Consider the following 15,945-nt stretch of genomic DNA (forward strand, 5'->3'; position numbering starts at 1 on the left):
TGTGAGATGTATGGACTCCCTTCCCTGAAAGGGGTACGGTCTTAATTGTCAAATTAGCCAAAGGGGTCCATACATGATTAAGAATACAATTATTGCAATTGACCTTGCAAAGCATTCCTTTCAGGTTTGCAAGTTCAACAGTGACGGAAAAATTGATTATAACAAAGCAATGAGTCGTAAAGCATTGATAGCACTTCTGGGAAACCATGTGTCAGCGTTAGTGGCAATGGAAGCCTGTGGTGGCTCGAATTACTGGGCGCGTTTAGCGAGGCGGCATGGTCATCAAGTAAAAATCATTCAGCCTCGCGCAGTAAAAGGGCTGCAATTAAAGCAAAAAACAGATAAAAATGACGCCTACGCTATCGGTATTGCGGCTCAATTACCTCATATAAACTCTTGTGGCATCATGGAGGAAGATGAACAGGGTCTTCAGGCCCTGGAGCGGGTGCGAATGCTGCAGTTGGAGCAAAGGACGGCGTTGGCAAACCAGATACGAGGACTGTTGACGGAATTCGGGATTGTGATAGCAAAGGGGTTAAATCATTTAGTCACTGCGCTGCCTGACATTTTAGAAGATGCAGAAAACGGCTTGCCGATGAATTATCGTCAGGCTTTGGCTGCGCAGTCACAAATGTTACAACTCTATACGACTCAAATAGAAAGTTATGACAGGCTCATAGCAGAACACACGCGGCATAATCCTGTTTGCCAGAAATTAAGTAAACTCGAAGGCGTAGGCCCTTTGATTGCTTTGGGGTTAACCGTTCGATTGGGAAATGCGACAGAGTTCAATACAGGCCGGGATGCATCAGCATGCATAGGTTTGACACCGAAGCAGCATTCGACCGGCGGTAAAGAGCGATTGGGACATATTTCTAAAAACTGTGCAGATAAAAGATTGCGAAGTTTGCTCTATCAGGGAGCAATGTCGGTAGTGAATAAAGCAGTATCCAGAGAGCCTAAGACTGTGAAAGAGCAGTGGCTGAAGGCGTTAGTTGACCGAAGGGGAAAGAAGGTTGCTGCCATCGCGTTAGCAAATAAAACGGTGAGAACCGCTGTTGCTCTAATAAAGAATAATGACGATTACAATCCGATACTGTTAGCAGCCTAAGAGTTAGTAAATCAACAAATTGCGAAAATAAATGGTAAGACCAACCAGCAGAATTCAGCCAGTCCTCTCAAGTGACTAAACACTGTGTGTGAGAATTGAACTGTTGGTGCGTATACATCGAAGGGCAGGAGTAGCTCTCCATTTAAAGCCCGTATATAAGAGCGCATCTACTACTAATTTTTCAAAAGATGTTGATTACTTCAGGGAGTCCATATAAGAGGACGGGAGTTGCGAAACTCCCTCCTACTCGATCGGCTATTCAGCTTACAGTTAAGTTGCCACTGTTATCGTTGATTTATCAGTTACCTTTGATCTCAAGGAGCAGAAAATGACTAAAACAAGGGTGGGTCGCAACGCGTTGCTAATTGCCATGGCAGTTACGCTGGTTAATTGCACTTCAGGACCGAGCGAACAGGAGCTGGCCGCACAGCAACAAGCCAGCAAAGAAGCCGAAAAAGCCGAATACATGAAAGTAAAGCAGGAGCGAAGAGTGGCTGCTGAAATGGTTATGCCGCTTACGGTGACTGGCAGCCGCATGGCACCAATGCCACCGCCTGTTCAGCCACAGTATGAGAACGACTTCGAACAGTTTGATGCCAACCCGGTAAAGCGGGTTAGCGATGAACCGGTTTCCACCTTTTCTGCCGATGTCGATACCACCTCCTTCAGTTTTGTGCGTAAACAATTAAACCGTGGTTACCTGCCCGAGAAAGACGCTGTACGGCTGGAAGAAATGGTTAATTATTTTGATTATCACTATCCGTTTCCGACCAGTGCGAGCCGGCCTTTTCTGCCCACCGTAGTAGTACATGATTCGCCCTGGGCCGCGCATCGCAAGCTGGTACATATTGGTATTCAGGGGTACGAACTGGAGCAAAGGGAACAGCCGAATAGCAACCTGGTATTTCTGCTGGATGTGTCAGGTTCGATGAACGCGCCGGATAAACTCCCGCTGGTGAAGCAATCCATCAAGCTATTGCTTAAAACACTCAAGCCAACCGATACCATAGCGATTGTGGTGTATGCCGGAGCCGCTGGTACCGTGCTCGAGCCGACAAAAGTAGCGCAGGCAGCAACAATCATCGAAGCGCTGGATAAACTGAAAGCTGGTGGCTCCACCGCTGGCGGCGAAGGCCTGCAACTGGCGTATCAACTGGCCGAGTCGAACTTTGATGAACAGGCGGTTAACCGCATTATGCTCGCTACAGACGGTGACTTTAATGTTGGCCTGTCAGACCCTGAACAGTTAACCGACTTTGTTGAGCGTAAGCGCCACAGCGGTATTTATTTATCGGTGATTGGTTTTGGTCAGGGCAATTATAAAGACGCGCTAATGCAGTCGCTGGCGCAAAGCGGCAACGGGATTGCGGCTTACATTGATACCCTGGGCGAGGCGCAGAAACTGTTTGTTGAGGAGGCTACGTCATCACTGTTTCCCATTGCTAAAGATCTTAAAATCCAGGTGGAATTTAATCCTGCGGCGGTTAATGAATACCGATTACTGGGTTATGAAACCCGGGCGCTGAAAGAAGAAGACTTTAATAACGATAAAGTGGATGCCGGTGATATTGGCTCTGGCCACGCGATAACGGCAATTTACGAGGTTACCCTCAGCGGCCAGCCGGGCAGCTACCTGGATGAATCCCGTTATACCAGTGGCAACAGCGGCGCGGCGAATGACGCTTTAGCAGAATTGGGGTATTTAAAAATCCGTTATAAATTGCCGGGTGAGGAGACTTCGCAATTGCTGGATCAACCAATTATGAGCGCCATCAATGCTACGCCTGCGATCATGCAGGAAGTAAACTTTGCCACAGCCGTGGCGGGCTTTGCTCAGTTAATGAAAGACGGTAAGTATACCGGCCAATGGTCATTGGATGATGCTTTTAACCTGGCGCTGGCAAACAAGGGCGAGGATTATTATGGCTATCGTGGGGAGTTTACTCAGCTGATCCGGCAGGCAAAAGTGGCCGAAGAAGCCGAATTTTAGCTCGTGACAAAAGCCACTGCTGCGCTTATTGGCTACAGGCGCCTGGCCGTAAAACCTAAGCGCCGCTGATTTTGCCCAGCTTCTCCAGCCGGGCTTTAATCGAACCCGGCGTGCGCTGATGGGTTTTAGCCAGCTGAGAGATGCTGCTACCCGAATCAAAGGCACCAGCTAACTGCTCGTCCTCCTCATTAGGCCAGGGCTTGCCGGCATTGGGTGGCAATGATGATTTTCTCTGCTCGTACTTAACAGACCTGTCGAGTGCTTCGTGGGCCATAAAGAGTGCCCGGATAATAACCGGTTGATTAAAACAGCTGTTATCGGCAAGTACTTCACCGGATGCCGGATCTATCCCTTGCGAGAGGGTATAAATCACGTCTTTAGCCTGACTGAGTTCCATGTTATTTCCTTATCGCTGACAGTTTGAATACGCATGGATAAATCATAAGTTAACGGCATACTGAGACAACTGTACACAGGGTGAGTTTGCTTGCGTAAAGGATTCAGAGAAAACGGGTCAAACGTTTGGCTTACTACACTCTTTGTGGGGGGGAGGCCGATGGTTACTCAACAGTGCGCCATCGGCAAATTCAGGTCAATACTCAGCTACTAGCAAGCGACGGCTTTTTGCTTGTCTGCCAGTAGCAGGGCGATTTCATTGGCTTTCATTCTCGCTCGTTGCAGGGACTGCTCATGTCTGTGGTCGGCAAATTCCTGATACTCAGAAGCGATCTCATAAATGTCTGTCACGCCCAGGTATTTACTGAGTGTACGCAGGTGCGGGACTAAATGACTGGCGCCTTCGTTGATGCCACCGCGTTCAAAACCAAACTCGCCGCTGGAGGTAATGATCACCAGGATTTTTCCCGATAGCAGAGGCGCAAGTGGTTTATCACCGCGGGCTAAATCAAAGTCAAAGGTCTTGTTAATACGCACAATTTGATCAAACCAGGCTTTTAACTGAGCGGGCATGCCGTAGTTGTACATGGGCGATGAAATCACAATGATTCCGGCTTTTTCAACTTCGCTTATAAGTTCATCAGACGGGGCCAGCAACTGCTGCTGTAAGGCGGTTCTTTTCTGTTCAGGCGTAAATACCGCACCTATCCAATCCTGAGTAATATAGGGCGGCGGATTCACTCCAACGTCACGATAGATATATTCATCTGTATTCGCCGTTTTCTGTAACTTACTAATAAACTGTCTTGCCAGCTTTTTTGAAATGGAGTCGTGCTCAGGATTGCTATTGGAAATGGCCCTGACGCTGGAATCTACATGTAAAATAACACTCATGGTAACTACCTTTGTTGGTTAACTTTTACCGTTATTTTCAGGCGTTACCAAGCCACTGACAACCGAGTAAAAAACATTTACAGATGAGTAAAACTCATCTATTTTGGTGTCATTGAGTAGCGGGAGTACAACATGCAAGTTTCTTTGCCAGCGTTAAAGGCGTTCGAATCTGCAGCCAGGCTGGGTAGCTTTAAGGCGGCCGCTGCTGAGTTATCGATTTCTCCTACCGCGGTGTCTCACCACATTACTAATCTTGAGCAGCGGTTAAATGTGAGCTTATTTCGGCGGGAGACCAGAAAAGTCATCCTTACAGCGCCAGGTAGAGAGTTAGCTGTTGCTACCAGTCAGGGCTTTCAAACCATTAACACGGCGCTCGAAGACATTTCACGAAACGATAAACAAATCAAAGTGGCTACCACTTCATCCTTTGCCGCCCTGGCACTGTTACCTGCTTTACAGCGTTATTATGAGCAATATCCGCACAGTAAAGTGAACATAACCAGTGGTGAGGAAATTAACACCGACCACTTCAGCCTGTCTGTGCGACTTGGTGCCTTGGCTGAGCAAGCCGATGGTGACGTGCTTATTCGGGAACGGTTTAATTTGTATGGCAATGCCCGGCTCACTACTCAGTTGGACCAGACTTCGCCAATAACAATTTACACCACCCGCTGGAAAAACAGCGCTTTACCCGAAGTCCCATTGCAGGCGTGGTTAAACCATAACGATTTATCGTACAGGCAGTTTGAGGTACGTTATTTTGATCAGGAGTTGTTTGGGATTCAGCAGGCTCTGCTGGAAAACGCCTGCGTATTTTGCTCAACAACGCTTACCCGGGACTACGTTAAGGCGGGATTACTAACGGAGTCAGGCTACCCTCCAATTGACTCTGCTTTGTGCTACTACATTGAAAACAAAGACAGCTTGATTACCCGGCACAACGTAATGTTTATAGAATGGCTGGAGGAGTTACTTAAGCAGCACTGACCTTAAACAAAAGCGCGGCAAGCTCGGCATGTCTTGCCGCCGCAACAGCCCTTAGAGTGACTTGATTTTAATGTTGCGAAAATAGATCAGTGATGTCCACTGCTGCAGCACGATATGGCCTTTGGTATAGGCGCCAAAGCCCGCCTGATCCTTAAATCTTGAACGGGCTAACTGTGACTGCCATTGATCGCTGGTCAGGTCGGCGCGGGCAGTTAATTTTCCATTCAGATAAAACTCAACCTTGCCATCCTGCTGTTTAATAACAGACTGGTTCCAGCCACTGCTGGCCAGAAAGTCTGAGGCGGTTAACGGTGAGGCAAAGCCAAAAATCCCGCCAGAGCGCTTCACGGGATCCGCGTTATCGCCATGAGCTACGCCAAGGAGCTGATATTCCGGCCCGGTTTGCCAGGGTGTCACGCTTTCTGGCGTTTCCTGAACGTTAATAAACACTCCGCTGTTACCGTTTTCTGGCGATTGCCATTCAAACTTTAATTCAAAGTTTTCAAACACCTTATCGGTGGCTAAATCCCCATGCTGGAGGCCTCGCGCCGCCGGATTGAAGGTCAGCATATCTTCTTTTACAGTCCACGCCGGGACCGTATCCGGGTACTGAAACACATGCCAGCCACTGAGTGATTCGCCATCAAAAAGCAGTTGCCAGCCCTGTTGTTTTTCTTTCTGGCTAAGCTGGTTGTGTGGGGCCGCCAGAAGTGAACCTGATACTGCTTTATCGGGAGTGCTGTGAGCGTTAAAGCTAACGGTTAACAGTGCGGTTAGCGTGGCAACAAAACCCGGGCGGAACTTCGATATCAACTTCGCAATCACTAGGGCACCTTAATCTGAGTGTATGGTAAGTACTATGTGCTCTGTTTACCAAATTTTTACAATCTAAGCAAACCGGACACGAGCGCTTTTGCTGCAGGCTGGCGAGTGTTTGTGGCGTGATATTTTGCGTGCTACGGTGATAGTGTTATAAAAAGGAGCTCAATGCATGGCGGTTAAGGTTGACGGCGCCAGAGTTAAAACTGTCTGAGGACAGGGCATTTGGGTTATTTTTCGGTTGTGCAGGCATTGGTGTTGTGGAGTTGCTGTTTGAGCTTTTGATTATCCAGAGTTCATGGGCTCCAGTGGTTGGCATCGTCAAAGCGTTTATCTTTGGCGGTGTCGCAGCGTTGATTCCCGCGGCCTATGCTGCTTTTTCATTCTATCGCTCGAAAGCGCAATCCAGCACCCTGAAGTCCGTGTTGGTTATTTCACTTCTTTGGTTTTTAGCCGTGGCTATGACGCTTGCCGTAAGCCGGTAGTAGTCGAGGTGCCGGTTGTATTGCAAACATAAAAAAGCAGCCCGGAGGCTGCTTTTGGCATTGTTGTATTACTGGCAGGTAATTACCAGATTTTTACACGTTCTTCTGGTGCCAGGTACAGGGCATCGCCTGGTTGTACGTTAAAGGCTTCGTACCATGCATCGTGGTTACGTGGTGCCAGTGCACGGTAACGACCCGGAGAGTGAGTACCGGCACGTAACTGGTTAAGCATGCTTTGTTCGGTACGCTTTTCTTTCCAAACCTGCGCCCAGGCCAGAAAGAAACGCTGATCGCCGGTCAGGCCGTCAATAACCGGTGCTTCTTTGCCATTCAGGCTCAGTTTGTAAGCATGGTAAGCCATCGACAGACCACCAACGTCACCAATGTTTTCACCCAGGCTGTTACGGCCATTCACAAAGTTGCCTTCGATAGGTTCGTAAGCACTGTACTGGTCTGCCAGCATATCAGCTTTGGCTTCAAACGCGGCGCGGTCTTCGTCGGTCCACCAGTTTTGCTGAATCCCCTTGGCATCAGACTTAGAGCCCTGGTCGTCAAACCCGTGACCCATTTCGTGACCGATAACAGCGCCGATAGCACCGTAGTTCACTGCCGGATCGGCGTTAGGATCAAAGAATGGCGGTTGCAGGATAGCCGCCGGGAAGACAATCTCGTTGAACGATGAGTTGTAATAAGCATTTACCCGTTGTGGCGTCATGCCCCAGCGCTCGCGGTTAGTGGGTTCCAATTCATCTTCTACCTGCTTGGCGTGGAAGAACTTGCTGATGTTACGTTCGTTGGTCAGCAGATCCTGGTCGGTAATTTCCAGGCCTTCATAAGAAATCCACTCATCCGGATAACCGATTTTAGGGTTAAACGCGGCCAGCTTGGCTTTAGCATTGACCTTGGTTTCTTCGCCCATCCAGTCCAGACCGTCAATACGTTCGCCCAGGGCGGCACGCAGGTTTTCTACCAGTTCAGCCATTTGCGTTTTAGAGCTTTCCGGGAAGAAGCGATCCACATAGCTCTTACCAATGGCAAAGCCTAAAGAAGTCGTGCCTGACATGGCGCTAAGCGCACGTTTCCAGCGTGGACGAGGCTCTTGCTGACCGCTCAGGGTTTTACCATAAAAATCGAAGTTGGCCATATAGATGTCATCTGACAGCATCGACGCATTATTCGAGATAGTGTGGTAGGTCAGGTAAGTTTTCCAGTCATCCAGCGGCGTATCGTTGATGATTTCGATAACGTCTTTTACCGGTTGTGGCTGGGAGATATTCAGCTCTGGCGCTTTAAAGCCCATGGCATCTAACCAGGCATTCCAGTCAAAGTCAGGATACATGTCGGCCAGTGCACTGCGCTCGATTTGGTTTAATGTCAGGTCGCGGTCGCGACGTTTTTCACGAGGCCACTGAATCTCAGCAATTTTGGTTTCCAGTGCCAGAATGGTCTGGGCTTTTTCTTCCGGGTTTTCCACGTCGGCGAAGGTCAGCATCTCAGCGATGTGTTTTACGTATGCGTCGCGGATATTGCTGAAGCGCTCTGAATCGTTAAGGTAATAGTCACGGTCGGGTAAGCCCAAACCGCCAACACCCACACTCAGCTGGTATTCATTTGGATCCAGGCGGTTATACCACAGACCACCGTATAAAGGCGCTGATGCACCGGTAAGCCAGCTTTCGCCGAAGAATTCGGTAAGCTCTTTAACCGACGACAGATTGTCGATGTCAGTAAGCGTAGGATTAATTGGGGTAATGCCTTTAGCGTTGATGGTTTCGGTATCCATGTACGCTGTGTAGTAATCGTGAACCAGCTGTTCTTCTGCGGTTAAATTATCCGACGCCATAATGTCGTCAATGATTTGCTTAACCTGCTCTTCGCTGCGATCGGCCAGGGCGTTAAATGCGCCAAAGCGGGTTTTGTCGGCTGGCAGTTCGTAGTTTTCATACCAGGTACCACTGGCGTACATAAAGAAGTCGTCACCCGGTTTTACGCTCTCGTCACGGGCGGTCAGGTCTACACCAAATGAGCCAATTTCGGCTTTGGCGGCAGGCGCTTCAGTTTGGGTGTCTGCGGTTTGCGTGGTGGTTTCTGGTTTCGAACAGGCCGTCAGGGCCAGCGATGCAGCAATAGTGGCTGCGAGCAATGTGTACTTCATATTGTTGTCTCTGTGTTAGGATTTTTCAGGCGTTATTGTCGCCCCGTTTGTACTTGTTGGTGTTACAAATTCGTTCAGATAGTCCGCGTTGAAAGGTAATACATCCCGGGCCTGATTGAAATAGTCTTCGATAACCGGTTTTTCCCGCTGTAAAAAATCTGCCACAGCCTGATGAAACCTCGGATCGTGCAGTTTATGGTGGGATACACAATAAACCGGCTCAAAACCGCGCAGAATTTTGTGTTCGCCCTGAGTTCCGGGATTAAACAGCGGCAAGCCCTGTTCGATGGCAAATTCAATGCCCTGAAAGTAGCAGCACTCAAAATGCAGCTCGTCAATATCTTCCAGGCAACCCCAGTAACGCCCGTACAGCCCTGTATCATCAAATAAAAACAGGGCTGCAGCAATCTCCTGGTCATTATGAGTGGCTTTCACAAGCATAATGTTGTCCCGGCAATGGGCATACAGCGCGTCGAAAAAGGCGGGGGTTAAATAGCCGGTGTGGCCACTGCGCTTCAGGTACGTGTCCTGATAGCAATGGACAAAAAATGCCATGTCTTCGCGACTTAGCTTATCACCGTGTAACCTTTCTACACGCAGAGAAGGGGAGTTAAAACGCTTACGGGTTTTACGAATGCTTCTGCGCTTGCGGGATGTCAGCCTGGCAAGAAAGTCATCAAAATTCTGATAGCCGCGATTCATCCATTGAAACTGCACACTAAAACGCGAGCTAAAGCCCAGTTTGGCAAAGTTGGTTTGGGAATCAAGCGGATTAAACAACCAATGGCAGGACGAATACTGATTGTCGCTGGCCCAGTCATTGATGTGGGTGACCAGGCTGTGCCACTGCGCGGCGGATACGTCGCTGGCAATAAGTATGCGAGGGCCGGTAACCGGGGTAAATGGAATAGCCGCAATCCATTTAGGATAATAGTCCTTACCATGCTGGTGGTAAGCATTGGCCCAGCTATGGTCAAATACGTATTCGCCGTAACTGTGGGTTTTTAAATAGCCCGGCACCACTATTTTAAGCTCGCCGTTAAGCGAGCCACTCCAGAATGCCGTTTGCCAGCCGGTTTGCCTGCCGGTTTGCCAGCCGGTTCGCCAGCCGGATTGCTTGTTTATCTTACCATCGACACAGTGAGTGTCTTCCAGCGCTTTAAGCCATTGATATTGCAAAAACGGGCCTGCCTGCTCGGCCAGTGCCTGCCACTGCAACGCATCAATCTCGTTGATGCTATGATGCAGGGTAAAAGTAAGCGTATTATCCGCGGCTTGTTTTTGCATAGTCTTATGAAATATCCTGCCCGCAGTAAAGCGCAATAGCTGGTACGATAGCGGGCATATATTGAATGCTAAGTTCTAAAAAATCATCGGTAAAATGACAGATAACCCACGTAAAATCATTATAGAGTCGATTACCCGCATGCTTTCGCGACGAGAGCATGCTTATCACGAATTGTTACGAAAATTATCACAGAAAGGTTTTGCAACGGACGATTGTGCCCCTGTGGTAGAGGAATTTAAACAAGCAGGGATCCAAAGCGACGCCCGTTTTGCCGAAATGAAAGTGCGCTCGGGAGTAGCCAAAGGGCAGGGGCCGGCCAGGATAAAAGCAGAGTGTCAGCAGTTTTCTATTGATGAATCGTTGCTTGAACAGGCAATGCTTGAAAATGACACTGATTGGTTCACGCTTGCCGGGCAGGTAAGACGCAAGCGGTTTGGTCTTAAACCACCGGCAACCGACAAGGAAAAGTTTAAACAAATCCGCTTTTTACAGTATCGGGGCTTCTATTCTGACCATATCCAGCACGCCTTCGACGACGACCACGAATAGCCAGAGTCTGCCTGCAGCCCTTAATCAATATTTTCTATGGTGATGATTGGCCTGTTTTCACGGTGGATTGCTTAACAAAACAGCATTAACCATGGTATTGTTGCGGCCTCATAATAATGTGGCGAGAAGTGTGCTGAATAGTTGAATTTCCTGCACACAGGCTGCATATAAGCTAAAGGTTAACTAAGGATTTCAGGATTTCAATGACATTATCAACTGCTGATATTCGCCGCAAATTTATCGAGTATTTTGGCCAGCATGGCCACCAGGCTGTTTCCAGTTCTTCACTGGTACCAGCAGATGATCCCACGTTATTGTTTACTAATGCGGGTATGAACCAGTTTAAGGACGTTTTCCTCGGTTCCGAAAAACGCAGCTATACCCGAGCGGTATCGTCGCAGCGTTGTGTTCGCGCCGGTGGTAAGCATAACGACCTTGAGAATGTGGGTTATACCGCGCGTCACCACACGTTTTTCGAAATGCTGGGTAATTTCAGCTTTGGTGACTATTTCAAAAAAGAAGCCATTCAGTTTGCCTGGACGTTCCTAACTGAAGAGTTGGGTCTGCCGAAAGAGAAACTGCTGGTTACCGTGTTTTCTGAGGATGACGAAGCCTTCGATATCTGGGAAAACACCATTGGTGTACCGAAAGAGAAAATTATCCGCATCTCAACCTCGGACAACTTCTGGTCGATGGGCGATACCGGTCCTTGTGGCCCATGTTCGGAGATTTTCTACGATCACGGTGAGCACATCTGGGGTGGTCCTCCGGGCACACCGGAAGAAGACGGCGACCGCTTTATTGAAATCTGGAACCTGGTTTTCATGCAGTTCAACAAGCAGGCCGATGGCACTATGGAGCCGCTGCCTAAGCCGTCGATTGATACCGGTATGGGGCTGGAGCGTATCTCTGCCATTCTGCAGAACGTGCACAGCAACTATGAAATCGATTTGTTTGTAAATCTGATCAATGCTGCCGCGAAAATTGTTGGTACAACAGATCTGGATAATAAATCACTGCGGGTGATTGCGGACCACATTCGTTCTTGTGCGTTTTTAATTTGCGATGGCGTAATGCCCAGCAACGAAGGCCGCGGTTATGTACTGCGCCGGATTATCCGCCGTGCGGTACGTCATGGCTATAAAATGGGCGCCAATGACATTTTCTTCTACAAGCTGGTGGATGCACTGACCCAGGAAATGGGCGGTTTCTACCCTGAGCTGGCTGATCAGAAGCCGGTTATTGAAAAAGTATTACGCGTAGAAGAAGAGCAGTTCAGTAAGACTCTTTCTCGTGGCATGAATATGCTTAACGATGCGCTTAACGAGCTGGAAGGCGATACCGTTCCTGGCGAATTGGTTTTCAAACTCTATGATACCTACGGCTTCCCGGTAGACTTAACCAACGACGTGGCCCGCGAACACGACTACAAAATCGATGAAGAAGGTTTTGAGGCGGCAATGCAGGCGCAGCGTCAGCGCGCGCAGGAAGCCAGTCAGTTTGGTGCCGATTACAACAGCACCTTAAAAGTTGACTGTCAAACGGCCTTTACCGGTTATACCGATGCCGAAGGCGATGCCAACGTGGTGGAGTTAATCAGTGGCAACAGCTTCTGCGAAGCACTGACCGATGGTCAGGAAGGGGTTGTCGTGCTGGATCAAACGCCATTTTACGCTGAAGCGGGCGGTCAGGTAGGTGATACTGGTGTACTCAAAGTGGCTAATGGTGAGTTCTTTGTTACCGATACACAGAAAATGGGTAATGCTTTTGCCCACCGCGGTAAGGTAAAAGGCACCATTAACAAAGGCGACAAAGCGGTTGCCAAAATTGATGATATTAAGCGCAGCGCTATCCGCAAAAATCACAGTGCAACACACTTGCTGCACCAGGCGCTCAGAGACATTCTTGGCGACCATGTAACGCAGAAAGGCTCTTTGGTAAATGCCGAGCGTCTGCGTTTCGACTTCTCGCATTTTGAGGGCGTGACTGCCGAACAACTGGCACAAATCGAAGTACGGGTTAATAAGGATATTCAGGATAACCATCCGTTAACCACGCAGATGATGGATCTGGAAGAAGCCAAAAAGACCGGTGCTATGGCACTGTTTGGCGAAAAATACGATGAGAAAGTTCGTGTTGTTTCCATGGGACCGGTTTCCACTGAGCTTTGTGGTGGTACTCACGTTAAGCAAACCGGCGATATTGGTTTGTTTAAAATTGTTACCGAGGGCGGTATTGCTTCTGGTGTACGTCGTATTGATGCGGTAACCGGCATGGGCGCGCTGGCTTATGTACAACAGCAACAGGCGGTACTGAACACTACCTGTGGGCTGTTAAAAACTGATGCCAGTGGCCTCACAGAGAAAGTAACCCAACTGCAATCTCAACAAAAAGAGTTAGAAAAAACAGTTACTTCACTCAAACAAAAGATGGCAAGCCAACAAGGCGCTGATCTACTTGGCAATGCCGTGGATATAAAGGGTAACAAAGTCCTCATTGCAGAGCTTGAAGGTGTTGAGGCCAAATCATTACGCGGCATGGTTGATGACCTGAAAAACCGCATTGGTGAAGGCATCGTTGTGCTGGGTGCGCCTGCAGACGGTAAGGTGAGTCTTATCGTTGGGGTGACCAAAGGCTTAACCGGCAAAGTGAAAGCTGGTGAACTGGTTAATCATATCGCTACACAAGTTGGCGGTAAGGGTGGAGGTCGCCCGGATATGGCACAGGCTGGCGGCAGTCAGCCAGAAAATTTAGCCACTGCGTTACAGTCCGTTAACGTTTGGTTAGAAGATAAGCTATAATGCAAGTATTGGTGGATTAACGTTGTCGTGACACCAGCGTTAACCCCACCGAAAGCGCTTTTACGGAGTGAAAGGCGTCGAAGACCGCACGGAGGCAATGTAATCAAGGAACCAGGAGCAAAAGAATGCTTATTTTAACTCGTCGTGTGGGTGAAACGCTGATGGTGGGTGACGATGTCACCGTAACCGTGTTAGGCGTTAAGGGTAATCAGGTACGTATTGGTGTGAATGCACCAAAGGAAGTTTCGGTGCATCGCGAAGAAATTTATATGCGCATCCAGGCTGAAAAAGGCGGTCAGCCTGATGGTAATAAGTAAATAATTAGTGGTAAGACCAGTTTTTTGGTCATTTATCATTACTAAGGCCGGTTTTTTCCGGCCTTTTTTATTGGTGCGGAGTAAATTGATTCTCTGATGCGGTTTTACCGCCCGGTAGCAGATGGGTGAAAACGGCGGTAAATGGTGCTTTTTCGGGCAATAAATGTGTGCTTTTTAGGCAAAATAAATCGATTGTTTAAAATCCCGGCATACGAAATGTATTTATCTAAAAAACCATTGACTTCCCACCGCATGTCATTAAAATGCAGCCCCACATGACGGAGAGGTGGGTGAGTGGCTGAAACCAGTTCCCTGCTAAGGAACCATACGCATTACGCGTATCGAGGGTTCGAATCCCTCCCTCTCCGCCATTTTTAATTTAGTGTATCAGCGCGTGCGTAGCTCAGCTGGATAGAGTACCTGGCTACGAACCAGGCGGTCGGAGGTTCGAATCCTTCCGCACGCGCCACTCACTAAATTAAAACTTCGCGTGTGTAGCTCAGCTGGATAGAGTACCTGGCTACGAACCAGGCGGTCGGAGGTTCGAATCCTTCCACACGCGCCACATTCTAAAAAACAGCCTACATTGCGCCCCATCCCCCATCTGACTAGAAACACGTGTAGATCTATACTATTTGGTAACCGGATAGTGGTCGTACGCCTTTTGGAGATATAAATCCCGTTAAAAAACCTGACCCAGGGAAAGCTGCGGACCCGATGTTGGTGGCATAGACCCCGTTTAGGAAAGTGATTAATCCGAGTTCCCATCCGGTTATTTCTAATAGAGTGAGGTCATCATGTCAAAGTCAAAAGCAAAATCGCAGTCACTTCCTGTGATCAACCCTGACGCTGCCGGGATTGATATTGGAGGAAGTTTTCATGTTGTTGCCGTTCCACCGGAGCGGTGCGACGAGTCGGTTCAAACCTTCAAAGCATTCACCGGTGATATTCACAATATGGCCCGCTGGTTAGCAGAGTGCGGGATCAAAACCGTAGCAATGGAATCAACGGGAGTGTATTGGGTTCCGGTGTATCAAATACTGGAAGAGCATGGATTTAACGTTGTCCTCTCTAATGCCCGTGATACTCGTGCAGTCCCAGGCAGGAAAACAGATGTTGGAGATGCGCAATGGATACAAAGGTTGCACGCATGCGGTTTGCTAAAAGCGAGCTTCAGACCTGAATCCACCATTGCTGAACTCCGGACATACATGAGAGTGAGAGAACGACTTCTGGATTATGCCGCTGCACACATCCAGCATATACAAAAAGCACTGACGTTTATGAATATCCAGTTGAATATCGTTGTGTCTGATATTACTGGTGTTACCGGAATGAAAATTGTCAGAGCTATCGTTGGTGGCGAATACAACCCTGGTGTATTGGCCAAATTCCGAGACCCACGCTGCAAAGCAGATGAATCTACGATATGTGCTGCACTTAATGGCAATTATCAGCCAGAACACTTATTTGCACTTCGACAGGCTGTGGTTATGTATGACGCTTACCAAGTGCAAATTGATGAATGTGATATACAAATTGAATCGGTACTCGACAAACTCTGCCTGGACTCAAAAGAGCCAGAAGTACCTATCCCAAAAGCAAAACACAGAACAAAACAACCCAATGCACTCAACTTTAATGTGAGGGAGAAGCTCTACCGACTTATAGGTACCGACATCACTCAGATCCATGGTTTAGGTCCTTTTCTGGCATTAAGGCTAATATCTGAATGCGGTACAGATATGAACAAATGGGCGACTGAAAAGCACTTTACTTCATGGTTGACGCTATGCCCTGGTTCCAAAATCAGTGGAGGTAAGGTCATGTCATCACATTCGAGAAAAAGTAATAACCGTGTTGTCGCACATCTTCGACTGGCAGCGACAACGGTTGGCCGCTCTGATACTGCACTGGGTGCATTTTACCGGCGACTTTCATCCAGAATAGGTAAAGCAAAAGCGGTTACTGCAACAGCAAGGAAAATAGCCATATTGTTCTACAACGCGATGAAATATGGCACTAAATACGTCGATCCTGGCGCAGCCTACTACGAGGAACGTTACAAAGAAAGAGTACTTAAAAATCTAAAAAGACAAGCCGACAAGATGGGTATGTGTCTGCAAGTAAAAGAAGAATGTGTTTCTTAGGAA

The 15,945-nt window shown here is 48.3% G+C and carries 13 protein-coding genes and 3 tRNA genes; 11 read left to right on the top strand and 5 right to left on the bottom strand.

The window, feature by feature from the left end:
* The first annotated feature begins 73 nt into the window (after window positions 1–73).
* Window positions 74–1,111 carry an IS110 family RNA-guided transposase gene (locus C6Y40_RS21775; RefSeq protein ID WP_105933382.1) on the top strand — a complete coding sequence of 346 codons (1,038 nt, stop codon included), beginning with the start codon at window positions 74–76 and terminating at the stop codon, window positions 1,109–1,111.
* Between the two features lie 328 nt (window positions 1,112–1,439).
* Window positions 1,440–3,101 (top strand): vWA domain-containing protein, encoded by a 1,662-nt coding sequence (locus C6Y40_RS21780; protein ID WP_105936505.1) that lies wholly within the window; start codon window positions 1,440–1,442, stop codon window positions 3,099–3,101.
* Window positions 3,102–3,156: 55 nt separating this feature from the next.
* Here the strand turns inward: C6Y40_RS21780 and C6Y40_RS21785 are convergent, their stop codons facing one another.
* Window positions 3,157–3,498, bottom strand: coding sequence for a hypothetical protein (locus C6Y40_RS21785; RefSeq protein WP_105936506.1), 342 nt, complete (start codon window positions 3,496–3,498; stop codon window positions 3,157–3,159).
* 209 nt (window positions 3,499–3,707) lie between these two features.
* Complete coding sequence (locus C6Y40_RS21790; protein ID WP_105936507.1) at window positions 3,708–4,391, bottom strand: FMN-dependent NADH-azoreductase; 684 nt, start codon at window positions 4,389–4,391, stop codon at window positions 3,708–3,710.
* Between the two features lie 132 nt (window positions 4,392–4,523).
* Between C6Y40_RS21790 and C6Y40_RS21795 the strand changes: the two genes are divergently transcribed.
* Window positions 4,524–5,378 carry a LysR family transcriptional regulator gene (locus C6Y40_RS21795; protein ID WP_105936508.1) on the top strand — a complete coding sequence of 285 codons (855 nt, stop codon included), beginning with the start codon at window positions 4,524–4,526 and terminating at the stop codon, window positions 5,376–5,378.
* Between the two features lie 51 nt (window positions 5,379–5,429).
* Here C6Y40_RS21795 and C6Y40_RS21800 read toward each other — a convergent pair whose 3' ends face one another.
* The gene (locus C6Y40_RS21800) at window positions 5,430–6,203 is read right to left on the bottom strand and encodes a 3-keto-disaccharide hydrolase (protein WP_205664812.1); all 774 of its coding nucleotides are present in this window, start codon (window positions 6,201–6,203) and stop codon (window positions 5,430–5,432) included.
* Window positions 6,204–6,382: 179 nt separating this feature from the next.
* On the opposite strand from C6Y40_RS21800, the gene C6Y40_RS21805 reads away from it, so the two are divergent.
* The gene (locus C6Y40_RS21805) at window positions 6,383–6,682 is read left to right on the top strand and encodes a hypothetical protein (protein WP_105936509.1); all 300 of its coding nucleotides are present in this window, start codon (window positions 6,383–6,385) and stop codon (window positions 6,680–6,682) included.
* A gap of 82 nt (window positions 6,683–6,764) precedes the next feature.
* Here the strand turns inward: C6Y40_RS21805 and C6Y40_RS21810 are convergent, their stop codons facing one another.
* Both C6Y40_RS21810 and C6Y40_RS21815 read right to left on the bottom strand, forming a co-directional pair.
* The gene (locus C6Y40_RS21810) at window positions 6,765–8,837 is read right to left on the bottom strand and encodes a M13 family metallopeptidase (protein ID WP_105936510.1); all 2,073 of its coding nucleotides are present in this window, start codon (window positions 8,835–8,837) and stop codon (window positions 6,765–6,767) included.
* A gap of 15 nt (window positions 8,838–8,852) precedes the next feature.
* Window positions 8,853–10,124, bottom strand: coding sequence for a GNAT family N-acetyltransferase (locus C6Y40_RS21815; RefSeq protein WP_105936511.1), 1,272 nt, complete (start codon window positions 10,122–10,124; stop codon window positions 8,853–8,855).
* Between the two features lie 94 nt (window positions 10,125–10,218).
* On the opposite strand from C6Y40_RS21815, the gene C6Y40_RS21820 reads away from it, so the two are divergent.
* From C6Y40_RS21820 to C6Y40_RS21850, 7 genes are all read left to right on the top strand, one after another.
* Entirely contained in the window at window positions 10,219–10,674 is a 456-nt protein-coding gene (locus C6Y40_RS21820; protein WP_105936512.1) for a regulatory protein RecX, read from the top strand.
* A 203-nt stretch (window positions 10,675–10,877) separates the two neighbouring features.
* Window positions 10,878–13,475, top strand: a complete 2,598-nt coding sequence (alaS, locus tag C6Y40_RS21825) for an alanine--tRNA ligase (RefSeq protein WP_105936513.1) — start codon at window positions 10,878–10,880, stop codon at window positions 13,473–13,475.
* A gap of 125 nt (window positions 13,476–13,600) precedes the next feature.
* Window positions 13,601–13,792 carry a carbon storage regulator CsrA gene (gene csrA / locus C6Y40_RS21830; RefSeq protein ID WP_105936514.1) on the top strand — a complete coding sequence of 64 codons (192 nt, stop codon included), beginning with the start codon at window positions 13,601–13,603 and terminating at the stop codon, window positions 13,790–13,792.
* 280 nt (window positions 13,793–14,072) lie between these two features.
* Window positions 14,073–14,163: transfer RNA gene (locus tag C6Y40_RS21835), tRNA-Ser, on the top strand.
* A 21-nt stretch (window positions 14,164–14,184) separates the two neighbouring features.
* A tRNA-Arg gene (locus tag C6Y40_RS21840) sits at window positions 14,185–14,261 on the top strand.
* Window positions 14,262–14,280: 19 nt separating this feature from the next.
* Window positions 14,281–14,357, top strand: a tRNA-Arg gene (locus C6Y40_RS21845).
* Between the two features lie 232 nt (window positions 14,358–14,589).
* Window positions 14,590–15,942: an IS110 family RNA-guided transposase gene (locus C6Y40_RS21850; protein ID WP_105936515.1), complete on the top strand. Its 1,353-nt coding sequence runs from the start codon at window positions 14,590–14,592 to the stop codon at window positions 15,940–15,942.
* Window positions 15,943–15,945: the final 3 nt, after the last annotated feature.

The sequence above is a fragment of the Marisediminitalea alba genome (genome assembly GCF_002993365.1).
Taxonomy (GTDB): domain Bacteria; phylum Pseudomonadota; class Gammaproteobacteria; order Enterobacterales; family Alteromonadaceae; genus Alteromonas; species Alteromonas alba.